The 21,139-nt window shown below is 72.4% G+C and carries 27 protein-coding genes; 19 read left to right on the top strand and 8 right to left on the bottom strand.

Annotation, left to right across the window (positions count from 1 at the left end; genetic code table 11):
- The first annotated feature begins 3 nt into the window (after positions 1–3).
- From HN031_RS19615 to HN031_RS19650, 9 genes are all read left to right on the top strand, one after another.
- Positions 4–1,095: a YihY/virulence factor BrkB family protein gene (locus tag HN031_RS19615; protein WP_172274386.1), complete on the top strand. Its 1,092-nt coding sequence runs from the start codon at positions 4–6 to the stop codon at positions 1,093–1,095.
- A complete protein-coding gene (locus tag HN031_RS19620) occupies positions 1,092–2,039 on the top strand; it encodes an SDR family NAD(P)-dependent oxidoreductase (protein ID WP_172274391.1) in 948 nt (315 codons plus the stop codon). Before HN031_RS19615 ends, HN031_RS19620 begins: the two co-directional genes overlap by 4 nt.
- Positions 2,036–2,938 (top strand): alpha/beta fold hydrolase, encoded by a 903-nt coding sequence (locus tag HN031_RS19625; RefSeq protein WP_172274397.1) that lies wholly within the window; start codon positions 2,036–2,038, stop codon positions 2,936–2,938. The genes HN031_RS19620 and HN031_RS19625 overlap by 4 nt, the downstream gene beginning before the upstream one ends.
- On the top strand, positions 2,821–3,249 hold the full coding sequence (locus HN031_RS19630) for a DUF4142 domain-containing protein (protein ID WP_172274400.1): 429 nt from the start codon (positions 2,821–2,823) through the stop codon (positions 3,247–3,249). The genes HN031_RS19625 and HN031_RS19630 overlap by 118 nt, the downstream gene beginning before the upstream one ends.
- On the top strand, positions 3,249–3,383 hold the full coding sequence (locus tag HN031_RS21160) for a DUF4142 domain-containing protein (protein ID WP_216652639.1): 135 nt from the start codon (positions 3,249–3,251) through the stop codon (positions 3,381–3,383). Before HN031_RS19630 ends, HN031_RS21160 begins: the two co-directional genes overlap by 1 nt.
- A gap of 97 nt (positions 3,384–3,480) precedes the next feature.
- Positions 3,481–5,472: a threonine--tRNA ligase gene (gene thrS, locus HN031_RS19635; protein ID WP_172274403.1), complete on the top strand. Its 1,992-nt coding sequence runs from the start codon at positions 3,481–3,483 to the stop codon at positions 5,470–5,472.
- A gap of 7 nt (positions 5,473–5,479) precedes the next feature.
- Entirely contained in the window at positions 5,480–6,631 is a 1,152-nt protein-coding gene (locus tag HN031_RS19640; protein ID WP_172274406.1) for a MalY/PatB family protein, read from the top strand.
- 141 nt (positions 6,632–6,772) lie between these two features.
- A complete protein-coding gene (locus tag HN031_RS19645; protein ID WP_172274409.1) occupies positions 6,773–8,194 on the top strand; it encodes an HNH endonuclease signature motif containing protein in 1,422 nt (473 codons plus the stop codon).
- Positions 8,195–8,293: 99 nt separating this feature from the next.
- Positions 8,294–8,674, top strand: a complete 381-nt coding sequence (locus HN031_RS19650) for a hypothetical protein (RefSeq protein ID WP_172274412.1) — start codon at positions 8,294–8,296, stop codon at positions 8,672–8,674.
- A 15-nt stretch (positions 8,675–8,689) separates the two neighbouring features.
- Here the strand turns inward: HN031_RS19650 and HN031_RS19655 are convergent, their stop codons facing one another.
- The 4 genes from HN031_RS19655 to HN031_RS19670 form a co-directional block, all read right to left on the bottom strand.
- On the bottom strand, positions 8,690–9,226 hold the full coding sequence (locus tag HN031_RS19655) for a hypothetical protein (RefSeq protein WP_172274415.1): 537 nt from the start codon (positions 9,224–9,226) through the stop codon (positions 8,690–8,692).
- 59 nt (positions 9,227–9,285) lie between these two features.
- A complete protein-coding gene (locus HN031_RS19660; protein ID WP_172274418.1) occupies positions 9,286–9,927 on the bottom strand; it encodes a hypothetical protein in 642 nt (213 codons plus the stop codon).
- Positions 9,928–9,994: 67 nt separating this feature from the next.
- Positions 9,995–10,606, bottom strand: a complete 612-nt coding sequence (locus HN031_RS19665) for a cupin domain-containing protein (protein WP_172274421.1) — start codon at positions 10,604–10,606, stop codon at positions 9,995–9,997.
- 27 nt (positions 10,607–10,633) lie between these two features.
- Positions 10,634–10,984: a DoxX family protein gene (locus HN031_RS19670; RefSeq protein WP_172274424.1), complete on the bottom strand. Its 351-nt coding sequence runs from the start codon at positions 10,982–10,984 to the stop codon at positions 10,634–10,636.
- Positions 10,985–11,058: 74 nt separating this feature from the next.
- Between HN031_RS19670 and HN031_RS19675 the strand changes: the two genes are divergently transcribed.
- Positions 11,059–11,700: a TetR/AcrR family transcriptional regulator gene (locus tag HN031_RS19675; RefSeq protein ID WP_172274427.1), complete on the top strand. Its 642-nt coding sequence runs from the start codon at positions 11,059–11,061 to the stop codon at positions 11,698–11,700.
- Between the two features lie 73 nt (positions 11,701–11,773).
- On the opposite strand, the gene HN031_RS19680 is transcribed toward HN031_RS19675, so the two are convergent.
- On the bottom strand, positions 11,774–12,250 hold the full coding sequence (locus tag HN031_RS19680; protein WP_172274430.1) for an N-acetyltransferase: 477 nt from the start codon (positions 12,248–12,250) through the stop codon (positions 11,774–11,776).
- A 22-nt stretch (positions 12,251–12,272) separates the two neighbouring features.
- On the opposite strand from HN031_RS19680, the gene HN031_RS19685 reads away from it, so the two are divergent.
- Positions 12,273–12,803 (top strand): HIT domain-containing protein, encoded by a 531-nt coding sequence (locus tag HN031_RS19685; protein ID WP_172274433.1) that lies wholly within the window; start codon positions 12,273–12,275, stop codon positions 12,801–12,803.
- Here HN031_RS19685 and HN031_RS22430 read toward each other — a convergent pair.
- Together HN031_RS22430 and HN031_RS21745 are read right to left on the bottom strand one after the other, a co-directional pair.
- Positions 12,788–13,930 (bottom strand): alanine dehydrogenase, encoded by a 1,143-nt coding sequence (locus tag HN031_RS22430; RefSeq protein ID WP_172274436.1) that lies wholly within the window; start codon positions 13,928–13,930, stop codon positions 12,788–12,790. The genes HN031_RS19685 and HN031_RS22430 overlap by 16 nt on opposite strands.
- The gene (locus HN031_RS21745) at positions 13,927–14,064 is read right to left on the bottom strand and encodes a hypothetical protein (RefSeq protein ID WP_172274439.1); all 138 of its coding nucleotides are present in this window, start codon (positions 14,062–14,064) and stop codon (positions 13,927–13,929) included. Before HN031_RS21745 ends, HN031_RS22430 begins: the two co-directional genes overlap by 4 nt.
- A gap of 71 nt (positions 14,065–14,135) precedes the next feature.
- On the opposite strand from HN031_RS21745, the gene HN031_RS19700 reads away from it, so the two are divergent.
- The 4 genes from HN031_RS19700 to pdxS all read left to right on the top strand — a co-directional run bounded on the left by HN031_RS19700 (position 14,136) and on the right by pdxS (position 17,272).
- Entirely contained in the window at positions 14,136–14,912 is a 777-nt protein-coding gene (locus HN031_RS19700) for an inositol monophosphatase (protein WP_367650826.1), read from the top strand.
- Between the two features lie 16 nt (positions 14,913–14,928).
- The gene (locus tag HN031_RS19705; RefSeq protein WP_172274442.1) at positions 14,929–15,618 is read left to right on the top strand and encodes a bifunctional 2-polyprenyl-6-hydroxyphenol methylase/3-demethylubiquinol 3-O-methyltransferase UbiG; all 690 of its coding nucleotides are present in this window, start codon (positions 14,929–14,931) and stop codon (positions 15,616–15,618) included.
- A gap of 22 nt (positions 15,619–15,640) precedes the next feature.
- A complete protein-coding gene (gene pgsA / locus HN031_RS19710; protein ID WP_172274445.1) occupies positions 15,641–16,264 on the top strand; it encodes a phosphatidylinositol phosphate synthase in 624 nt (207 codons plus the stop codon).
- Between the two features lie 87 nt (positions 16,265–16,351).
- Positions 16,352–17,272, top strand: coding sequence for a pyridoxal 5'-phosphate synthase lyase subunit PdxS (gene pdxS / locus HN031_RS19715; RefSeq protein WP_172274448.1), 921 nt, complete (start codon positions 16,352–16,354; stop codon positions 17,270–17,272).
- 16 nt (positions 17,273–17,288) lie between these two features.
- Here the strand turns inward: pdxS and HN031_RS19720 are convergent, their stop codons facing one another.
- Positions 17,289–18,422 carry a serine hydrolase gene (locus HN031_RS19720; protein WP_172274451.1) on the bottom strand — a complete coding sequence of 378 codons (1,134 nt, stop codon included), beginning with the start codon at positions 18,420–18,422 and terminating at the stop codon, positions 17,289–17,291.
- A 44-nt stretch (positions 18,423–18,466) separates the two neighbouring features.
- Here HN031_RS19720 and pdxT point away from each other — a divergent pair, with 44 nt between their 5' ends.
- The 4 genes from pdxT to ruvA all read left to right on the top strand — a co-directional run bounded on the left by pdxT (position 18,467) and on the right by ruvA (position 21,139).
- Complete coding sequence (gene pdxT, locus HN031_RS19725) at positions 18,467–19,063, top strand: pyridoxal 5'-phosphate synthase glutaminase subunit PdxT (protein ID WP_322919426.1); 597 nt, start codon at positions 18,467–18,469, stop codon at positions 19,061–19,063.
- A 37-nt stretch (positions 19,064–19,100) separates the two neighbouring features.
- On the top strand, positions 19,101–19,886 hold the full coding sequence (locus tag HN031_RS19730) for a YebC/PmpR family DNA-binding transcriptional regulator (protein WP_172274454.1): 786 nt from the start codon (positions 19,101–19,103) through the stop codon (positions 19,884–19,886).
- 111 nt (positions 19,887–19,997) lie between these two features.
- Positions 19,998–20,543, top strand: coding sequence for a crossover junction endodeoxyribonuclease RuvC (gene ruvC / locus HN031_RS19735; protein ID WP_172274457.1), 546 nt, complete (start codon positions 19,998–20,000; stop codon positions 20,541–20,543).
- Entirely contained in the window at positions 20,540–21,139 is a 600-nt protein-coding gene (gene ruvA / locus HN031_RS19740; protein ID WP_172274460.1) for a Holliday junction branch migration protein RuvA, read from the top strand. Before ruvC ends, ruvA begins: the two co-directional genes overlap by 4 nt.

The raw sequence follows: 21,139 nt of genomic DNA on the forward strand, positions 1-21,139 counted from the left end.
CGCATGGATCGTGCATCGACGAAGACCCACGAGAACACCGACAAGCCGGACTCCCCGGGCCAGCTCACCAAGCCGTCGTGGACCTACGTCCTCCGCAAGACGGTGCGGGAGTTCATGGACGACCAGTGCACCGACCTCGCCGCCGCGCTCACCTACTACGCCGTCCTGGCGCTCTTCCCGGCCGCCCTCGCGATGCTGTCGATCGTCGGGCTGGTCAGCGACGGGCGCAAGACCGTGGACGCGCTGCTGAAGGTCCTGGAGGACATCGGCGCGGGCAGCGCCGCCAGCACCCTCGAGCCCACCCTCGTCCAGCTGAGCCAGAGCTCGGCGGCCGGGCTGGCCCTGGTGCTCGGGATCGCGGCCGCCCTGTGGTCGGCGTCGGGCTACGTCGGCGCCTTCGGCCGGGGGATGAACCGCATCTACGAGATCGAGGAGGGACGCCCGATCTGGAAGCTGCGCCCGATGATGCTGCTCGTCACGGTGATCACCGTCGTCCTCACCGCCCTCGTGGCGCTCAGCCTCGTCCTGACCGGCCCGGCCGCGGAGGCGGTCGGCAACGCGATCGGGCTGGGCTCCACCGTGGTGACCGTGTGGAACATCGCCAAGTGGCCCGTGATGCTGCTCGTCGTCGTGTTCATCGTCGCGCTGCTCTACTACGCCACGCCCAACGTCAAGCAGCCCAAGTTCCGCTGGATCAGCGTGGGCGCCGCCGTCGCCATCGTCGTGTGGATCCTGGCCTCGGCCGCGTTCGGCTTCTACGTCGCCAACTTCAGCTCCTACGGCAAGACGTACGGCTCGCTGGCCGGCGTGATCGTCTTCCTGCTCTGGCTCTGGATCACCAACCTCGCCCTGCTCTTCGGCGCGGAGCTCGACGCCGAGCTCGAGCGCGGTCGCGAGCTCCAGGCCGGCCTGCCTGCGGAGGAGGAGATCCAGCTGCCGCCCCGCGACACGACCAAGATCGACAAGGCCGAGGCCAAGGAGCGCGAGGACGTCGCGCGTGGCCGCCGGCTCCGCGAGACCGCCGGCAACGACGCCGACCCGGACGACGCCTCATCGTCCTCCGACGCGCACGCGTCGCGGAACGGCGACCGGTGACCCCGGGCCCCCGGGTCGTCCTGGTCACCGGAGCCTCGAGCGGCATCGGCGAGGCCGCCGCCCGACAGGCGGCCGAGCGGGGTGACCACGTGGTCCTCCTCGCGCGCGGACGCGAGGCGCTGGAGCGGGTGGCCGTGGACTGCCGGGCGCTCGGCGCGCCGTCCGCCCTCGTGACGCCCGCCGACGTCGGCGACGACGCGCAGGTCGCCGCCGCCGTCGCCGAGGCCATGGCCCGGCACGGACGGCTCGACGTCGTCGTCAGCTGCGCGGGCGTCGTGGCCTACGGCCGCATCCCCGACGTGCCCGTGGAGGTCTTCGACCGCGTCCTCACCACCAACGTCCTCGGCACCGTCAACGTCGCGCGCCACGTGCTGCCGGTGCTGCGCGACCAGGACGCCGGGAGCATGGTGATCGTCGGCTCGGTGGTCGGCCACCTCGCGGTGCCGGACATGGCGGCGTACGTCGTCAGCAAGTGGGGCGTGCACGGGCTCGTGCGCCAGCTCCGCGTCGACAACCTCGACCGTCCGGGCGTGCACATCGGCTACGTCGCACCCGGCGGCGTCGACACGCCGATCTACCGCCAGGCGGCGACCTACGGCGACTCGGTCGGCCGGCCGCCGTTCCCCGTCACGACCCCGGAGCGGGTGGCCGCCCGTGCCCTCGCGGTCGCCGACGGACGCACGCGTCGCAGCCAGGTCGGGATCGCCAACGACGTGATCCGGTTCGGCTACAACGCGCTGCCGTGGGTCTACGACCGCCTCGTCGGCCCGTTGTTCACCCTCGCCGCGCAGGACCTCACGGCACCCGTCGAGCACGGGCCCGGCAACGTGCTCTCGTCGAGCCAGGAGCGCTACGGCCTCCGCGGCGGCCACGGCAACGCCCTGGTGGGCATCGGCGCCAACCTGGTCGAGCTGGGCCGGCGCCGCCTCGGTCGCGATCGGTGACGTCCCAGCCGCTGTCCCGGCGCGGGAGCGTGCACCGCGGGCGCACCGACCTGGCCGTCTTCGAGGGCGGTGACCCCGACGGTCCCACGCTGGTGATGGTCCACGGCTGGCCCGACACGCACCGGATGTGGCACGGCGTCGCCGACCTGCTCGCCGACACGCACCGGCTCGTCGCCTACGACACCCGCGGGCAAGGCGAGTCGGTCTCGGCGCAGCCGGACGACGGCTTCACGCTCGACGTGCTGGGGTCCGACCTGCTGGCGGTCGTGGACTCCGTCAGCCCCGACCGGCCTGTGCACCTGCTCGCCCACGACTGGGGCTCGGTCCAGGCATGGGAGGCGGTGTGCCGCCCCGGCGCGGAGCAGCGCTTCGCGTCCTTCACCTCGATGAGCGGCCCCCACCTCGGCCACGTGGCGGAGTGGGTGCGCGGGACGTTGTCGCGGCCCAGCGCGCGCGGGGTGGGCGAGGTCCTGGGGCAGGCGTTGTCGTCGTCCTACGTGCCGTTCCTCGTCTCGCCGCTCGCGCCGCCCGTGCTCCGGGCGGTCGGCGGTCCTCGAGGGTGGCGGCGCCTGCTCGGGGCGGTGGAGGGCCGCCCGCCCGCACCCGAGGCGTACGCCGACTCGCTGGCCGACGACATGGTGAGCGGCCTGCGCTACTACCGGGCGAACCTGCTGCGCCGCCACGACCGCCGGTCGGGCCTGCGCACCAAGGTCCCGGTCCTCCAGCTCGCCCTGACGCGGGACCCGGCGATCAGGCCGGCGGCCCTCGCGGCGAGCGACCCGTGGACCGAGTCGCTGGAGCGGCGCGCCCTGCCGCTCGGGCACTGGGCGCCGGTGACCCACTCGGCCGTCGTCGCCGACCAGGTGGCGGGGTTCGTGCGCGAGCACCCGGTCGCCTGAGACCGGTCGGCGCGCAGGACGTCGCCTACCTCGACTTCGCCGCCCGGGCGAACCTCGCCGAGGTGGCCCTCGGCAAGCTGGCGAAGAAGCACGCGCACAGCCAGGAGGTCCGCGACTTCGGGCGCGACATGGTCCGTGACCACCGCCGGCAGTACCGCGCCCTCGAGGGCGTCGCGTCGGCGGTCGGCGTGACGCTGCCGACGCGGCCCTCCCGCGAGCAGCGGCGCCTCGCCAGCGCGTGGGCGCGCTTCGACGGCAAGGCGTTCGACTGCGCCTACGTGCCGTTCCAGTGGGCGACCACCAGCTCGTGATGGCCATGACCGAGAAGGAGGTCACGACCGGCTCCGACCCGGCGGTGACCCAGGCGGCCACCGCGTCGCTGCCCGTGCTGCAGGAGCACCACGAGCACGCGACCATGCTGCTGCGCGACCTGCGGGGCTGCTGAGCCCGGGCGGGGAAACCGGGGCGAGGTGTCCCGGCACCGGCCGATAGCATCGCCGGGACATCCCTCCCCCCTCGCACCGCCCCCCGAAGGAGCCCCCGTGTCCGACATCAAGGTCGTCCGCATCCACGCCGGTCAGCGTGCGGAGACCGCTGTCACGACGGGCACCAAGGCGTGGGAGCTCTTCCGCGACGAGTCCGACGTCGTCGCGGCCCGCATCGGCGGCGCGCTCAGGGACCTGGCCCACGAGCTCGCCGACGGCGACGAGGTGGAGTCCGTGGCGATCGACTCGCCCGACGGGCGCGACATCCTGCGGCACTCGACCGCCCACGTGATGGCGCAGGCGGTGCAGCAGCTCTTCCCCGAGGCGAAGCTCGGCATCGGGCCGCCGGTGGAGAACGGCTTCTACTACGACTTCGACGTCGAGACCCCGTTCGTGCCCGAGGACCTGGTGAAGATCGAGTCCGCGATGCGCAAGATCATCAAGGAGAACCAGCGCTTCGAGCGCCGGGTCACCACCGACGCCGACGCCCTCGACGAGCTCAAGGACGAGCCCTACAAGATCGAGCTCATCGGGCTCAAGGGCGGCGCGCGCACGGCTGACCCCGAAGGCGCCTCCGTCGAGGTCGGCGCCGGCGAGCTGACCATCTACGACAACCTCGGCCGCAGCGGCGAGGTCAAGTGGTCCGACCTGTGCCGCGGCCCGCACCTGCCGACCACCAAGCGGATCCCCGCGTTCAAGCTGATGCGCAGCGCGGCGGCCTACTGGCGCGGCGACGAGAAGAACAAGCAGCTGCAGCGCATCTACGGCACCGCCTGGGAGACCAAGGAGGCGCTCGAGGAGCACCTCCACCGCATCGAGGAGGCCGAGCGCCGCGACCACCGCAAGCTCGGCCGCGAGCTCGACCTCTACTCGTTCCCGGACGAGATCGGCTCCGGCATGGCGGTGTTCCACCCCAGGGGTGGCGTCATCAAGCGGGAGATGGAGGACTACGTCCGCCGCCGGCACCTGGAGGAGGGCTTCGACTACGTCGGCACCCCGCACATCAGCAAGGACGGCCTGTTCCACACCTCGGGCCACCTGCCCTACTACGCCGACACCATGTTCCCGCCGATGGAGATGGAGCACGCCGAGTATCGCCTCAAGGCGATGAACTGCCCGATGCACAACCTCATCTACCGCTCCCGGCAGCGCTCCTACCGCGAGCTGCCGCTGCGGTTCTTCGAGTTCGGCTCGGTCTATCGCTACGAGAAGTCCGGCGTCGTGCACGGCCTGACCCGCGTCCGCGCGATGACCCAGGACGACTCGCACTCCTACGTCACCCCGGAGCAGGCACCGGCCGAGGTCGAGCACCTGCTGACCTTCGTCACCGGGCTGCTGCGCGACTTCGGCCTCGACGACTACTACTTCGAGCTGTCCACCCGCGACGACTCCAAGCCCGACAAGTTCATCGGTTCCGACGACCAGTGGGCGACCGCGACCGAGGTGCTGGAGACCGCCGCCCGCAAGTTCGGCGTGGACCTCGTGCCGGACCCGGGTGGCGCCGCGTTCTACGGGCCCAAGATCTCGGTGCAGGCCAAGGACGCGATCGGGCGCACCTGGCAGATGTCGACCATCCAGTACGACTTCAACCAGCCGGCGGTCGACCGGTTCAACCTCGAGTACGTCGCCGCCGACGGCACCCGTCAGCAGCCGGTGATGATCCACTCCGCGAAGTTCGGCTCGATCGAGCGGTTCATCGGCGTGCTGGTCGAGCACTACGCCGGCGCGTTCCCGCCCTGGCTGGCACCCGTGCAGGTCCAGGGCATCCCCGTCGCCGAGCGCCACCACGACTACCTCTTCGACATCGCGCGGCAGATGAAGGCGCAGGGGCTGCGGGTCGAGGTCGACGACTCCGACGACCGGATGCAGAAGAAGATCCGCAACGCGCAGCTCGCCAAGGTGCCGTTCATGCTGATCGCCGGCGACGACGACGTCGAGAAGGGTGCCGTGTCGTTCCGCTACCGCGACGGCCGCCAGGACAACGGCGTACCCCTCGCCGAGGCGATCGAGCGGGTGGCGGCCGCCGTGGCGAGCCGCGAGCAGGTCTGAGCCGGTCATGGCGACGGACCGGCGCCCGATCGTCGACCTCACCGAGGCGGAGGCGCGGCACCGGCTGCCGCTGAAGTGGGGCGTGCCGGAGGGCGTGCTCGCGGCGTGGGTCGCGGAGATGGACTACGCCGTCGACCCGGTGGTGCTCGAGTCCGTCCAGCGGATGGTGGCCGACGGCATCACCGGCTACCCCGTCATGGAGGACCCGCAGCTCGCCGAGTCCTACGCCGCCTGGTCCGCGCGGCACTTCGGCTGGGCGCCCGAGCCGGAGGCCGTGCAGCCCGTGGTCGACGTGACCGCCGGGGTGCGGCTGGCGATCGACGTGCTCAGCGGTCCGGGCGGCGTGGTGTTCCCGACCCCCGGCTACAACGCCCAGCACGGGCTGGCCGGCGTCACCGGTCGCGCCGAGCACCTGCTCGAGGTGCCGGCCTCGGCCGACCGCGCCGAGATCGACCTCGACGCCCTCGACCGGCTGCTGGCCGGGGGAGCGCAGACGCTGCTCCTCACCCAGCCGCACAACCCGTGGGGCCGGGCCTTCACCCGGGCCGAGCTCGAGGGCGTCCGCGACGTCGTCGTACGCCGCGGGGCACGGGTCGTGAGCGACGAGATCCACGCACCACTGGCGCTGCCGGGGGCCGAGCACGTCCCCTACCTCTCCGTCGAGGGCACCCACGACCACGCCGTCGCGGTGGTCGCGGCGTCGAAGGCCTTCAACACCGCCGGCCTGCGCTGCGCCCAGCTCGTGGTGCCCGACCCGGCCGCGCGGCAGCGGCTCGCCGACCAGCCGATGTCGCGCAACGACTCCTGGTCACCCCTCGGCGCCACGGCGGCCCGCGCGGCGTACGACCACGGCGACGGCTGGCTCGCCTCGCTCATCGAGCGCCTCGACCAGCAGCGGACCCTCCTCGGCGAGCTGCTCGCCAGCCACCTGCCCGAGGTCCGGATGCGCCCGGTCGAGGCGACGTACCTCGCCTGGCTCGACGCCTCCGCCTACGGCCACGACGACGCCGCGGCCGTCGCGCTCGAGCGGGGGAGGGTGATGGTGAGCGACGGCGCCTCCTACGCCCCCGGGAGCACTGGACAGGTCCGCCTCAACTTCGCGACCTCGCCCGAGCGGCTGACCGAGATCGTGGAGCGGTTGGCGAAGGCCTGGGTGTAGGGACCTCGGTGGTCGAGTGGCCGAGCGAGGGCATGGTCCTCCTCGGTGGTCGAGTAGCCGGGGAACGAGGCGTATCGAGACCCCTCCATCGGCTTGCTCAAGCACTGTCCGATGTCGGTGGTCCGCCGTAGAATCGAACACATGATCGAGACGTTGGCAGCGGCGCCCGGAGCAAAGGTCGAGGACCTCTCCGCCTCCGAGCTGCTGCGAGCGCTCCGCGACCGCAAGGCGGCCGAGGACCGGGCCGCGGCCGACCAGCTCGACCTCGCCGCCCGGTGGGCGGACCTGCACCCGCCGGAGTCGATCCACACCGCCGCGGTCTTCACCGACGGCGGTCGTTACGGCGTCGAGCACGAGGAGCCCATCGCCGGTCCGGGTTGTCCGGCGGTGGCAGAGTTCTGCATCGCCGAGCTCGGCACCGTCCTCGGCATCTCGTCGACCTCGGCGAAGCGGCTCATCGGGCACGCCCTCGAGCTGCGGCACCGCCTCCCGCGGCTGTGGGCACAGGTACACGCCGGGCAGGTGCCGGCCTGGCGGGCCCGCACCGTCGCGGAAGCCACCATCCACTCGACCCCGTCGCTCACTATCGAGGCTGCCCGGTGGGTCGACGCCCAGGTCGGCGCCGTCGCGGGCCGGGTCGGTCCCGCGCAGCTGGACCGGTTGGTCGCGGAGACGATCAAGCGCCACCACCTCGACGCCCTCGACGCCCACGACCCCACGAGTGATCCGGAGGACGGCTACCTGTCGGTCGACCCGCGCCACGCGACGGTGCACGACCAGGACGTGCACTACGCCGGGACGATGCGGTTCGAGGCCGAGCTCGACATCGCCGACGCCCTCGACCTGGACCGGGCTCTTGCCCACGGAGCAGAGACGCTGAAAGCCCTCGGCTCACAAGCTCCGCTCGACGCCCGACGGTCCGCTGCGCTCGGCGACCTCGCCCGCACCCAGACCGCCCTCGACCTCCACGCCCAGGGCTCGAGTGCCACCAGGAGCGAGGACGGGCTGCCGGTTGCCCGGGAGGTGGTGCTGCACGCCCACTTCGACACCAGCCTCGACGGGCACGACGGGCTGGAGACCGTGTTCGGTGCCACCGGGCGGATGGAGGAGGGCCAGCGGCTCGTGCTGCTGGAGCAGATACGCGGCTGGTGCGGCGACTCGCGCACGAAGGTCACCATCAAGCCGGTCATCAACCTCTCCACCGAGCTCACGGCACCGGGCTACGACATCCCCGACCGGATCCGTGAACAGGTCATCCTGCGTGACCGCACGTGTGTGTTCCCGTGGTGCACCCGACCAGCACGAGCCTGCGACATCGACCACGTCGTCCCCTTCGACCACAACGCCCACACCGAGGGCCGACCACAGCCGGGGCCAACAGTGACCTCGAACCTGGCTGCGGAGTGCCGCTGGCACCACCGACTCAAGACCCACACCGGATGGCGCTACGAGGTCATCGGACCGGGGGTCTACGAGTGGACCAGCCCCCACGGCCACCGCTACCGCCGCGACCGTGATGGCACCACCCGCATCGGGGACCCCGACCCGCCCGCGCGACCTTGACCCCGCCCCACACCCCGCCGACCTGACCACGGCGGGGCCACAGCCATGCCCGCGCGAGCAGCGGCGGGGCCGGACGGCCGATCGACGATGATGCGTGGCATGGACGACGTTCTGCGCGAAGCCCTCGAGCCGGTGCTGCGCGACCTGGCTCGCGCGGGTCACGTCGCGCCCGTCTTCGACAGCACGGACTGGATGAGTGACGACGAGTACGCGGCGACGATGATGTGGTCGTCCGACGGCACCGGCTCGAGCGTGTCCGTCCGCCGATCGGCCCCACTCCCCGAACGCGTCGTGCAGGCGGCCGACGGGGTCCAGGAGTGGGCCATCGAGGGTGAGCTGTGGACGGCCGGGCGCACGAATTGGCCCCCGTGCCCACGACACCCTGCGAACCACCCGCTTGAAGCGACCCTGGTCCGAGGAAGCGCGGTGTGGGTCTGCCCGACCGACGAGGTCGAGATCGCCGCGATCGGTGGCCAGTAGACGCCGACCGATCGGTCACGGCACGTGCGCGCCCTGACCACTGTGCAGGTGAGCCGAACCGCGCGGCACGACCGCTGGAGGTTGGTGCCGTACGTCCGGGGACTGCCGAGCCACGCGCATCGGCACGGCACAGGCGAGGGCAAGCAGCACGTACAGGCTGGCGAACAGGGTGGCCGCCCACGCCTCCTGCGGAGTGCGAGCCGTGCTCAGCAGCACGGGCACCAACGCGAACCCGGCGATGCCCGTCAGGATCCTCACCCATGCCCGACCGCGTCCAGAGAGTGAGTGTCCGCCGAGCATCGCCAGCAGCACCATGATCATGGAGGCGCTGCCCTCGCCGGTCCTGAACAGGTGCCCGACCGCCCCAGGGATCGCCAGCGGACCGAGCGGCAGGAGGAGCGGCGCCGCCGTGAGCCACCGTGGTTGCCTGCCCGACCGCTGCAGGTCGAGGGCCCGCCCCAGCAAGCAGCCGACAACGGCTGCAGGCAAGAGGAGGCACAGGAAGGTGCCGGTCCAGGTGACGCTGGAGTCGTCGCCGGCGAGGTCGACCATCCAGCCACGGAGACTCGCGGCCCAGGCCAGGCCCAGCAGACCTCCGGTGGCGACCGTCCTCATCGTGTCGCCTCGCGACCGCGGCTCGACCGGCGAGGCCCGACCCGACCACGAGCGAGCTCCCAGCCCAAGCGGGCGAAGAGCACCATCCACCCGCTGATCACGACCTGGCCGGCCGCGAAGCCGGCGAGGATGCCGGGCGTCAGGACCGCGAAGACGTAGACACCGATGGCCAGAGGCAGGAAGCGGAGCCACGGAGAGTCCAGCGGTGTCCGCGCTGCGGACGTCCCGGCCACCACCAGGCCCAGTCCGACACCGAAGGAGGCCAGGCCGTACCACGCTCCCAGGTCGGCGGAGCCGCCCATGGCGACCGACGCCACCTCGAGGCAGGCGAGGACCAGCATCGAGACGGCACTGCTGACCAGGCCCACCCGGGCGACCCGGGTGCGGCCGACCGCGGTCCGGAGCAGCGCCGCGAGGAGGGCGGCCAGCACGAGGTCGCGTGCAGTCAGGACGGCCTGGGACACGGCGAACCCGCCGGCGTCGAAGGGGTGGCTGTAGCTGCCCTCGTCGACTGCCGGCGGCCACGTGGCCAGCAGCGCGGCATGGACTGCCCCGACGAGGCCGGCGCCCGTGCCGAGTGCGCCCACGAGGCGGAGGGCCCCCGCAGAGCGCGTGCCGGTCGCTGGAGTCGTGGGCATGGAGGTGCTCGTGCCGTCTGTGGTCCGGGTCTGCCGTGGCTCGACCGTGCGCTGTGGTCCGTTCATGTCAGAGTCCGGGCACGAGAGCGGCGACCTCGGGTGGCAGCGCCTCGATCTCGTCGACTGTCTCGCCGGTGTCGCCCAGGTAGTGCGGATAGCAGCCGCGCAGGCCGGTGCGTCGCGCGAGAGGCGCGAGTGCGGCGAAGAGCGGCCTCTGGATCGCCCGCGGCGGTGAGGTGAACCGGATGACGTCGTCGAACTCGCGTGCCAACAGGGCCGACTGCAGCAGGGAGGGCCGCCCGGTGTCGTCCGTCCTGCCGTCGGAAGCAAGGCCGAAGAGGTTGCGGATCATGGCCTCGAACCGGGCCCCCGGGTCGACCTCCAGGATGACGTAGGCGGTCTCGGTGCCGGCGTTCCACCAGTCGTGGGCCGTGCCGGGCGGGATGACCACGCGGCGACCGGGCTCGACCGCCCGCTCCGCTCCGTCCAGTGTCATGCGCAGCTCGCCGCGGACCACGGTGAACGACTCGGTGCTGTGCGGGTGGGTGTGCTCGCCCACGACCGCGGCGCCGGGCGCTGCGTACAGGTCGGCGATCAGTCCCGGGTGCTCGTCGCTCGGGGTCCGCCGTACGATCCCCCGTTCCTTGGTGACGGGGTTCTGGATGACGGGATAGGTCATGTCTCTTCCATTTCTGTGCGTCGTGGGTCAGGAGCCGGCGAAGCCGGCGGCGGTGGCGAGGGCGGTGACAGCCAGGACCGCCGGGGGGACGAGGTGGCGCCCGGCGAGGCCGACCCGGAGATGTGCGCCCACCGCTCCGGTCATGAGGCACGCCACGCCGGTGGCCGCCGCCGTGCCGAGCGGCGGTACGGCGATCCCGAGCGCGAGGCCGCACGCGGCCGCGGCCTCCGCGACCCCCACCAACGCCCAGATCGGCGGCGGGATCCGCAGCACGTCTCGCATGTGCTGCGAGGTCGGGGCTCGCGCGGCCTTGCGGCACGCCGATGCGAGCATGGCGGCGGCCAGCACGACGGCCGGGATGATGACCAGCAGGCTCATGGCGGGAACCTCATTCGTTACACTAGCAATGAATTGAATGCACCATAACTGCAATCAACTGGGAGGGTCAAGGGATGACGCGCAAGTACGACGCCCCTCGCCGCGCCGAGCAGGCCACGATCACTCGTGCAGCCATCGTCGAAGCGGCGGCCGAGCTGTTCGCCGCGCAGGGCTACGGGGCCACGACGGTCGGTGCCATCGCCACCCGAGCCTCGGTCTCGGCTCGGTCCGTCTACGCGCTCGGAGGCAAGGCCGACCTGTTGTCCCTGGCCCTGGACCATGTCATCGCCGGTGACGACCGCGCGGCGCCCCTGGTCGAGGGCGAGGAGTTCGCCGACGTCGTGCAGGCAGACTCCACGACCGAGCGAGCCCGCCTGGTGGGCCGGTTCGGCGCTGCTCTGCTGCTGCGCCTCTACCCGCTCTACCGCGCGTTCGAGCAGGCTGCCGCGGTCGACGGCGAGGTCGCAGCACTGTGGCGCGACTACCAGGCCCGACGACGCTCGGACGTCCGACGCGTGGTCGAGGCCTTCGAGCAGACGTCGCAACTGCGTCCAGGACTGGACACCGACACCGCCACGGACACCGTCTGGGCGCTGATCGGGTGGCACCCGGTCGCCCTGCTCGTCGAGGAGCTGGGCTACGACCGCCCCCGGATCGAGCGCTGGCTGGAGGCCACGATCACCGCGCTGCTCATCGGTTCGGGCGCCGACCGGTGAGCGACCTGTCCGGCACTACCGCTCGCCGCGCTCGATCACACCCCCCGTTCGGTCGGCGTCGCGGCGCTCCGCCTCAGACCTTCTTCACGTAGCGCCGGCACGGCGAGACGAACGTCTGCCCGGCCGCCGTCACCTCGTACGGCAGGTCGCCGGCGTCGTGCCAGCCGCACCGCTCGTAGAACCGTCGCGCCCTGGCGTTGCCGACGACGACGGCGAGCCAGGCCTCGCCGTGGCCGGCCCGCGCCACCTGCCGCTCGGCCTCGGCCAGCAGCTGCTCGGCCAGGCCGCTGCCGCGCGCCGCCCGGCCGACGAAGACCTGCTCCACCTCGTCATCGACGACCATCACGAAGCCGAGCAGGCCACTGGCCTCGTCGAGCGCGACGGTCGTGTCGGCCACGCGCGGGGGCGTGCGCTCGTGGAAGGCGGCGAGGGTGCGCGCCGCCGTCAGGCCGTCGGGCACCCGGCCGGCGTGGCCGTCGTGCCAGCCCTCGTGCCACAGGTCGGCGACCGCGGCCATGTCGGCGGCCACGGCCGGTCGGATCGTGGTCATGGCTCCACCCTAGGATCGCCGCATGACTGGTGGCACGGGCGAGGCGAGCGCCGACGGGCTGGAGCGGATCTGGACGCCGCACCGGATGGCCTACGTCCGCACCGCGGTCGACGACGACGGCTGCCCGTTCTGCGCGATCCCCGACCACCCCGACGAGACGTCCCTCGTGGTGGCGCGCGGGCGGTCGACGTACGTCGTGCTCAACCTGCACCCCTACAACCCGGGCCACCTCATGGTGCTGCCCTACCGCCACGTCGCGGACCTCACCGACCTCACCGAGGAGGAGGCCGGCGAGCTGATGACCATGACCCAGCAGGCGCTGCGGGCCATCCGGGCCGTCAGCCGGCCGCACTCGTTCAACGTCGGGCTCAACCTCGGCCGCTCGGCGGGCGGCTCGCTGTCGGAGCACCTGCACCAGCACGTCGTGCCGCGCTGGACGGGCGACGCCAACTTCATCACCGTCGTGGGCGGCACCAAGATGCTTCCCCAGCTCCTCGAGGACACGCGGCGGCTCGTCGCGGACGCGTGGGACGAGGCTCAGGCCACCCGGTAGGGATGCTCCGGCGCGCGGCCCTGGAACTCGAGGATCGCCGGGTTGCAGATGCGCCCGTCACGGATCTCGATGGCGCGGCTGACGGTCTCGTTGGCGTCCCACGCGTCGGGTCCGCCGAGCACCGTCGGCACGAACGGCAGCAACGCCTCGCTGTTCTCCCACGTGGCGGAGCTCCACAGGTAGGAGGGGCTGTGGTCGACCGCGTAGTAGTGGACCCGGTCGCCGACGGTGAACATCGGGTCGTCGAACGTCGTCGGCACCGCCCACGAGAAGCCCATGCCCTCGTCGCACGACACGTCGACGACCAGGCTGCCCCGGCGGAAGTGGGCCAGGTCCTCGAGGCGCAGGTAGGTCAACGGCGCGGCGGTGTCCTGCAGCGTGCAGTTGACGACGATGTCGTTCTCGGCGAGGTACGACGCCAGCGGCACGCGGCCGGCGTCGGTGATCACCAGGCTCGCACCCGGGTCCTCCGGGTCGTGCTCGAACTGCCGGATCCGCACCGAGTGGATCGGTGAGCCGACCGCGGCCACCCCGCGCGTGGTGAGGACGGCGACGTCCCCGACGCCGTGCGCCTTGAGCGCCGTCACCGCGCCCCGGGCGGTGGCGCCGAAGCCGATCACGACCGCGCTCAGCCGGCGCCCGTAGTCGCCGGTGATGCCGACGAGCTCCATCGCGTGGAGGACCGAGCAGTAGCCGGCGAGCTCGTTGTTCTTGTGGAAGACGTGGAGGCCGACGTGGCCGTCGGAGGTCCAGTGGTTCATCGCCTCGAAGGCGACGAGGGTCAGCTCCCGGTCGATCGCCAGCTGCGTCATGGCCCGGTCCTGCACGCAGTGCGGCCACCCCCAGAGGACCTGGCCGGCGTGCATGGCGGCCAGGTCGGCGTGCTGCGGCTTGGGCAGCACCACGACGTCGCAGCCGTCCAGGATCTCCTCGCGGGAGGCGAACCCGGCCACGTGCGGCGCCAGGTCCTCGTCGCTGATCCCGAAGCGGGCGGCGTAGCCGTGCTCGAGGGTCGTCCGCCGCGCCACCTCGGGACCGAGGCGCGACAGGTGCTCGGGGTGCAGCGGCAGCCGGTGCTCGTTCTCCTTCGCCGACGTGCCGATGACCCCGAGGCTGAGGAGGCTCACTTCTTCTTGGGGAGGAACCCGTCGGCAGCCCCGTCCTGCTTGCCGGCCGCCTTCGCGTGCTTGTCGGCGCGCTTCTCCTTGATGGACTTGCCGGACTTCTTGGACATGCCTTGCCGTGGCGACTTGTCGCTCATCGGGGCTCCCTTGTCGAGAGCCTGGGTGGCTCCGTGCAGCCACAGTACGCCTGCGCACTAACGTGGCGGCCGTGACAGACCTGAGCCTCGCCGACGACGCCGCCCTCGCCGTGGACCTGGTCCGGCAGGCGGGCAGCCTGGCCGCCCGCACCCGCGTCGCCGGCCTCGACGTGTCCCGCAAGACCAGCGGCTCCGACATCGTCACGCAGGCCGACACGGCCGCCGAGCGGCTGATCGTCGAACGGCTCGCCGCCGAGCGCCCCGACGACGCGATCGTGGGGGAGGAGGGTGCCTCGCGCCCCGGCACGTCGGGCCGCACCTGGATCATCGACCCGGTCGACGGCACCTTCAACTTCTCGCGTGGGAGCGACTGGTGGTGCAGCGCGATCGCCCTGCACGGCGAGGACGACGTCCTGCTCGGCGCCGTCCACCACCCGGGGTCGCTGCGCACGTGGGTCGGCGGCCCCGACCTGCCGAGCACCTGCGACGGGTCCCCGCTGGCGCCGCTCCCCGTCACGCCGCGCGAGGCCCGCTGCGCGACGACCTACCTGCACCCGCCCTTCTTCGGCAGCGAGGTGGGCGAGGCCTTCGCCCGCGCGCTCGGCGAGGTCGGCACGCTGCGGATGCTGGGGTCGGGGACGATGGACGCCATCGCGATCGCCTCGGGCCAGTGGGACGTCCTGTTCCAGCACACCGTCGCCGACTGGGACCGGCTGCCCGGCGCGGCGATCATCCGGGGCGCGGGCGGGGACTCGGTCGTCGTACGCGCCGCGGGGGTGGACTGGACGATCAGCGGCGCGCCGGCCGCGGTCGCCGACGTCCGAGCCGCCCTCCTCGGGCCCGCCTGAGCACTAGGGTCGGCGCATGACTGACCGACCGAGCCGTCCGGAGGCGCCGCGCGACGTGACCCGCGCCTTCGAGGGCGTCGACTCGCCTTACTGGTCCGAGACCCGCTCGCACGTCGCGGACCTCGTCCCGCCGACGGCCGCGCGGGTGCTGGACGTGGGGTGCAACGACGGCACCTTCGGCGCGGGCCTGATGGCCCGCCGTGCCGGCCGCGAGGTCTGGGGGATCGAGCCGCACGACCTCGACGCCCGCACGGCCGCGGGACGGCTGACCGGCGTGGCGCACGGCTTCTACCCCGACGCGCTGGCGCAGGTGCCGGGCTCCTTCGACTGCGTCAGCTTCAACCACGTCCTCGAGCACATGGTCGACCCGTGGCAGGCGCTGCGGGTGACGCGGGAGCGCCTGGCCCCCGGCGGCGTGATCGTGGGCGAGCTGCCCAACGTGCGACACCTGCCCTTCCTCGTCGACCTCGCGGTCCGCGGTCGCTTCGACTACGTCGACTCGGGCCTGCTCGACCGCACCCACCTGCGCTTCTTCACGCGGTCCAGCGCCCAGGACCTGCTCGGGTCGACCGGCTACGTCGTGGACGAGTTCTTCCCGGTCGTCGCCATGGGCAACGCCCGCTACCCGCGCACCTCCCGCGTGGTCGCCCGGGTCATCGGCGACCTCTCCTACATGGCCTTCGCCTTCCGCGCGCGCCCTGCGTGACCGCGGACGGTAGCCTGCGGCCGTGCTCGACAGGTTCAAGCAGTTCTGGCAGGGCGTCGTCCTCGCCCCCTTCATCAACCTCTTCATCCGTCTGGGCATCAGCCCCGACGCGGTGACGCTCGTCGGCACGCTCGGGGTGAGCTTCGGGGCCCTCTTCTTCTTCCCCCGCGGCATGGTCTGGGAGGGCGTCCTCTTCATCACCGCCTTCGTCTTCAGCGACCTCGTCGACGGGGCGATGGCCCGCAAGACCGGCCGCAAGGACGACTTCGGCGCGTTCCTCGACTCCACGCTCGACCGGGTGGCCGACGGCGCCCTCTTCGGCGGCCTGGCGCTCTACTTCGCCTGGCAGGCCGAGAGCCGCCTCTACCTCTCGCTGTGCCTCGTCATCCTGGTCATGGGCGCCGTGACGTCGTACGCCCGCGCGAAGGCCGACCACCTCGGCTACGACGCCAAGGTCGGGATCGCCGAGCGTCCCGACCGCCTCGTCGGGATGCTCGTGCCGGCGTTCTTCGCCGACGTCCTCGACCTGTGGATGCTGCTCCACGTCGCCCTGTGGGCCCTCGCGGTCGCCGCCACGGTGACGGTCGGGCAGCGGATCTGGGTGGTCCGCCGGCAGGCGCTCCGGCGCGCCGCGTCCAGCGCCTGACGGCGCCCCGGACGGCCCCCTCGGACAGCCCCCGGCCGCCCCGGTCCCGATACGTCCTTTCGGATGAGCCCGGACTACGATCCAGCCATGGCTGAGCAGACCCCCCAGACGTCGCCCGAGACCCCCATCGAGCACGGCACCAGCCGCGTCAAGCGCGGCATGGCCGAGATGCTCAAGGGCGGCGTGATCATGGACGTCGTCACCGCCGAGCAGGCGAGGATCGCCGAGGACGCCGGCGCCGTCGCGGTGATGGCGCTCGAGCGCGTGCCGGCCGACATCCGCGCCCAGGGCGGCGTGTCGCGGATGAGCGACCCCGACATGATCGACTCGATCATCGAGGCGGTCTCGATCCCGGTCATGGCCAAGGCCCGCATCGGCCACTTCGCCGAGGCCCAGGTGCTGCAGTCCCTCGGCGTCGACTACGTCGACGAGTCCGAGGTGCTGACCCCGGCCGACTACGCCAACCACATCGACAAGTGGCAGTTCACCGTGCCCTTCGTGTGCGGTGCGACCAACCTCGGCGAGGCACTCCGCCGCATCACCGAGGGCGCGGCGATGATCCGCTCCAAGGGCGAGGCCGGCACCGGCGACGTCTCCAACGCCGTCATGCACATGCGCACGATCGGCGGCGAGCTGCGCCGCCTGCACGGCATGGCCGAGGACGAGCTCTACGTCGCCGCCAAGGAGCTGCAGGCCCCCTACGAGCTGGTCAAGGAGGTCGCGGCCGCGGGCAAGCTCCCGGTCGTGCTCTTCACCGCCGGCGGCATCGCCACCCCCGCCGACGCCGCGATGATGATGCAGCTCGGCGCCGAGGGCGTCTTCGTCGGCTCGGGCATCTTCAAGTCCGGCAACCCGGCCGAGCGCGCCGAGGCGATCGTCAAGGCCACGACCTTCCACGACGACCCCGACGTGGTCGCCAAGGTCTCGCGCGGCCTGGGCGAGGCGATGGTCGGCATCAACGTCGACGAGATCCCGCAGCCGCACCGCCTGGCCGAGCGCGGCTGGTGACCGTGGGGCGCGTGCGCTACCTGCGCACTGCCTGCACGAGCACGCGCGCGGCGTCGACGAAGCCGTAGGCCACCTCGCCGGGCTGGGCGGGAGCTCCGAGCCGCACGACGATCGTGCGGGACGTCGGGTCGACGAGCAGCACCTGTCCGCCGAGCCCGAGGGCGGCGTACACGCGCTGCGGGGCGGAGGGCGCGAGCTGCCCGGTGACCGGCCGCACCGGCTGGCCCTGCGCGTCGACGGCGTCGGTCGCACCGCGCAGCCGACCCGGTCGGTTCAGCCACCACAGGTAGCCGTAGGCGGCGTTGTGGACCGTGGACGGACGCCCGACGGCCTGCGCGACGAAGGACCTGTCGACGAGCCGCCGGCCGTCCACCTCGCCCTTCCCGAGGAAGAGCCGCCCGAGTCGGGCGACGTCGAGGCACGTGGTCTGGACGCCGTAGAACACCGCGGCGTTGCCGGCCGGGTCGGTGGTGAAGCGGGACCGGGTCATGCCGAGCGGCTCGAACAGGCGCGCGCGGGCGTACGTCGCCACCGGCGTGCCGGTCGCGCGCCGGAGGACCTGCTCGAGGACCTGGATGGCCGCGTTGTTGTAGGCCCACGCGGTGCCCGGGGCGTGCTGCTGCGGGAGGCCGACGGCGTAGCGCGTCCGGTCGCGCGCGCCCACGAGGTCGACGTAGTCGGACTCGAGCGACCAGAAGCGGCCGCTGTCGTTGGAGAGCAGGTGGCGCACCGTGACCGTCGCGGACGGCGTGCCGCGCCACTGCGGGACGTAGGTGGACACGGGGTCGTCGAAGCGCAGGTCGCCGTCGCGGACCGCGATGCCGACGAGGGTGCTGGTGACGGACTTGGTGATCGAGAAGACCTCGCGCGGCACCTCGCGGTCGAGCTGCCAGTTCCAGTCGCGCGCCAGCCTGCCGTCCCGCAGCACCGCGAAGCAGGTCGAGCCGAGTCGCCGCGCCCGTGCGGCTCCCCGCTCGAGGGCGCCACCCCGCAGGCCGAGAGCCGCGGGCGTGCCCACCGGCCAGCCCTCGACGGAGGCGGCCCGGTCACGTGCGGCCGCCGGCGCCGGGACGGCCGACGCTGCCGTGGACGCGCTGCCCGCCGTCAGCAGGAGCGCCAGCAGGACGGCCGGGGGTCGGGGGAGCCTCATGCCGCCGAGCCTACGGGCGGGGCGCGGTCCTAGGATCGGCGTCCGTGAGTCCCACCATCGGCGTGCTGGCCCTGCAGGGCGACGTCCGCGAGCACCTCACGGCGCTGCGCTCGCTGGGTGCCGAGCCCGTGTCCGTACGCCGTCCCGCCGAGCTCGCCGCGTGCGACGGACTCGTCATCCCGGGCGGGGAGTCCACCACGATGATCAAGCTGGCGACCCTCTTCGACCTCCTCGAGCCGCTGCGCGAGGCCGTACGCGGAGGCCTGCCCGCCTTCGGCACCTGCGCCGGGATGATCATGCTCGCCGACCGGATCGAGGACGGCGCGGCCGGCCAGGAGACCATCGGCGGCCTCCACATCACCGTGCGCCGCAACGCCTTCGGTCGCCAGGTCGACTCGTTCGAGGAGGACCTGCACGTGGACGGGCTGGCCGACCCGGTGCGGGCGGTCTTCATCCGCGCCCCGTGGGTCGATGCCGTCGACGACGACGTCGAGGTGCTGGCTCGGGTCGAGGACGGTCCCGCCGCGGGTAGGATCGTCGCGGTCCGTCAAGGCCCCCTGATGGCGACCTCGTTCCACCCGGAGGTCGGCAGCGACGACCGCGTCCACGGCATGTTCGTGGACCTGGTGCGCTCGGCCTGACGACGTACACCCGAACGACGAGAAGACAGAGGTTCCGATGTCAGGCCACTCCAAGTGGGCAACGACCAAGCACAAGAAGGCCGCGATCGACGCCAAGCGCGGCAAGCTGTTCGCCAAGCTGATCAAGAACATTGAGGTCGCGGCGAAGCAGGGCGGGGGCGACCCCGCCGGCAACCCGACGCTCTACGACGCGATCCAGAAGGCGAAGAAGAACTCGGTCCCCAACAAGAACATCGACTCCGCGCTCAAGCGCGGCTCGGGTGCCGAGTCGGGTGGTGTCGACTACAAGACCATCTCCTACGAGGTCTACGGCCCGCAGGGCGTCGCGATCCTGGTCGAGTGCCTCACCGACAACACCAATCGTGCCGCCATGGAGGTCCGCACCGCGGTGACCCGCAACGGCGGCACGATGGCCGACCCCGGGTCCGTCTCGCGCCTGTTCACCCGCAAGGGCATCGTGGTCGTGCCGAAGTCGCAGGACCACGACGGCTCGGTGCGTGAGGTCTCGGAGGACGACGTCCTCGAGGCCACCCTCGACGCGGGCGCCGAGGAGGTCAGCGACCTCGACGACGTCTTCCAGGTGCAGAGCGAGGCCACCGACGTCGTCGCCGTCCGCACCGCCCTCCAGGACGCCGGCATCGACTACGACTCCGCCGACGTCGAGTTCGTGCCCAGCATGGAGATCCCTGTCGACGCCGCTGGTGCCGGCAAGGTGATGCACCTGGTCGACGCGCTCGAGGACCTCGACGACGTCCAGGACGTCTTCACCAACGTCGACGTCCCCGCCGACGTCCTCGCCGAGCTCGAGGCCGCGGACGCCTGACCCGCAGGCGCTGCCGCCGCGCGTGTCGTGCGCCGTGGCGCCGACGCCGCGGGATAGCGTGGCCGCACGAACAGGTGTTCGGACGGATCCGGTCGGCGAGAGGTGTGAGGCGTGCGCGTGCTCGGCATCGACCCCGGCCTGACCCGGTGCGGTGTCGGCGTGGTCGACGGCAGTGTCGGCCGACCCCTGTCGATGGTCGACGTCGGAGTGATCCGCACCAGCTCCACGCTGCCGATCGCGGAGCGCCTCGTGACCATCGAGCGCGGCCTCGACGCCTGGATCGAGGAGCACCGGCCCGACGCCGTCGCCGTCGAGCGGGTCTTCGCCCGGTCCGACTCCAGCACCATCATGGGCACCGCCCAGGCCAGCGGCATCGCCCTCGTGGTGGCCGCGCGCCGGGGGCTGCCGATCGCCATGCACACCCCGAGCGAGGTCAAGGCCGCCGTCTCCGGCAACGGCCGGGCCGACAAGGCGCAGGTGGGCGCCATGGTGGTGCGCATCCTGCGGCTCACCGAGCTGCCCAAGCCGGCCGACGCCGCCGACGCCCTGGCCCTGGCCATCACCCACGTGTGGCGCGGCGCGGCGAGCAACCGGCTCGAGGCTGCCGCCGCCCAGGCGCGCGCGACCCAGAGGAGGACCACCGTGAGGACCCGATGATCGCCTTCGTCCGCGGCGAGGTCGCCGCCGTCACGCTCAACAGCGCCGTCCTCGAGGTCGGCGGCGTCGGCCTCGAGCTGATGTGCACCCCGGGCACGCTCGCCACGCTGCGGGTGGGTCGCTCCGCGACGCTGCCCACGAGCATGGTCGTGCGCGAGGACAGCCTGACGATCTTCGGCTTCCTCGACGACGACGAGAAGCAGATCTTCGAGATCGTGCAGACCGCCTCGGGCGTCGGCCCCAAGGTCGCCCAGGCGATCGTGGCGGTGATGAGCCCCGACGACGTCCGCCGCGCGATCTCCACCGAGGACGTCAAGGCCCTCACCCGCGTGCCGGGCATCGGCCAGAAGGGCGCCCAGCGCATCATCCTCGAGCTCAAGGACCGCATCGGCCCGCCCGTCGGCGTGCATCACCCCGCGGCCGTGGCTGCCGCGGTCCCCGCGTGGCGCGACCAGGTCCAGCAGGGGCTCATCGGCCTGGGCTGGTCTGCCAAGGAGTCGGAGAAGGCCGTCGATGCCGTCGCGCTCGAGGCCGGCGACGCGCCCGACGTCGGCGCCCTGCTGCGCGCCGCGCTCCGCACGCTGAGCAAGGCCTGA

This window comes from Nocardioides sp. zg-1308 (genome assembly GCF_013155375.1).
Classification (GTDB): Bacteria; Actinomycetota; Actinomycetes; order Propionibacteriales; family Nocardioidaceae; genus Nocardioides; species Nocardioides renjunii.

What these genes read in the sequence shown, in the direction of transcription:
- HN031_RS19615 (WP_172274386.1), top strand. Translation starts at nt 4, where the DNA reads ATGGATCGTGCATCGACGAAGACCCACGAGAACACCGACAAGCCGGAC.
- HN031_RS21160 (WP_216652639.1), top strand. Translation starts at nt 3,249, where the DNA reads ATGGCCATGACCGAGAAGGAGGTCACGACCGGCTCCGACCCGGCGGTG.
- HN031_RS19640 (WP_172274406.1), top strand. Translation starts at nt 5,480, where the DNA reads ATGGCGACGGACCGGCGCCCGATCGTCGACCTCACCGAGGCGGAGGCG.
- HN031_RS19645 (WP_172274409.1), top strand. Translation starts at nt 6,773, where the DNA reads ATGATCGAGACGTTGGCAGCGGCGCCCGGAGCAAAGGTCGAGGACCTC.
- HN031_RS19650 (WP_172274412.1), top strand. Translation starts at nt 8,294, where the DNA reads ATGGACGACGTTCTGCGCGAAGCCCTCGAGCCGGTGCTGCGCGACCTG.
- HN031_RS19655 (WP_172274415.1), bottom strand. Translation starts at nt 9,226, where the DNA reads ATGGTCGACCTCGCCGGCGACGACTCCAGCGTCACCTGGACCGGCACC.
- HN031_RS19660 (WP_172274418.1), bottom strand. Translation starts at nt 9,927, where the DNA reads ATGCCCACGACTCCAGCGACCGGCACGCGCTCTGCGGGGGCCCTCCGC.
- HN031_RS19665 (WP_172274421.1), bottom strand. Translation starts at nt 10,606, where the DNA reads ATGACCTATCCCGTCATCCAGAACCCCGTCACCAAGGAACGGGGGATC.
- HN031_RS19670 (WP_172274424.1), bottom strand. Translation starts at nt 10,984, where the DNA reads ATGAGCCTGCTGGTCATCATCCCGGCCGTCGTGCTGGCCGCCGCCATG.
- HN031_RS19675 (WP_172274427.1), top strand. Translation starts at nt 11,059, where the DNA reads ATGACGCGCAAGTACGACGCCCCTCGCCGCGCCGAGCAGGCCACGATC.
- HN031_RS19680 (WP_172274430.1), bottom strand. Translation starts at nt 12,250, where the DNA reads ATGACCACGATCCGACCGGCCGTGGCCGCCGACATGGCCGCGGTCGCC.
- HN031_RS19685 (WP_172274433.1), top strand. Translation starts at nt 12,273, where the DNA reads ATGACTGGTGGCACGGGCGAGGCGAGCGCCGACGGGCTGGAGCGGATC.
- HN031_RS21745 (WP_172274439.1), bottom strand. Translation starts at nt 14,064, where the DNA reads ATGAGCGACAAGTCGCCACGGCAAGGCATGTCCAAGAAGTCCGGCAAG.
- HN031_RS19705 (WP_172274442.1), top strand. Translation starts at nt 14,929, where the DNA reads ATGACTGACCGACCGAGCCGTCCGGAGGCGCCGCGCGACGTGACCCGC.
- pdxS (WP_172274448.1), top strand. Translation starts at nt 16,352, where the DNA reads ATGGCTGAGCAGACCCCCCAGACGTCGCCCGAGACCCCCATCGAGCAC.
- HN031_RS19720 (WP_172274451.1), bottom strand. Translation starts at nt 18,422, where the DNA reads ATGAGGCTCCCCCGACCCCCGGCCGTCCTGCTGGCGCTCCTGCTGACG.
- HN031_RS19730 (WP_172274454.1), top strand. Translation starts at nt 19,101, where the DNA reads ATGTCAGGCCACTCCAAGTGGGCAACGACCAAGCACAAGAAGGCCGCG.
- ruvA (WP_172274460.1), top strand. Translation starts at nt 20,540, where the DNA reads ATGATCGCCTTCGTCCGCGGCGAGGTCGCCGCCGTCACGCTCAACAGC.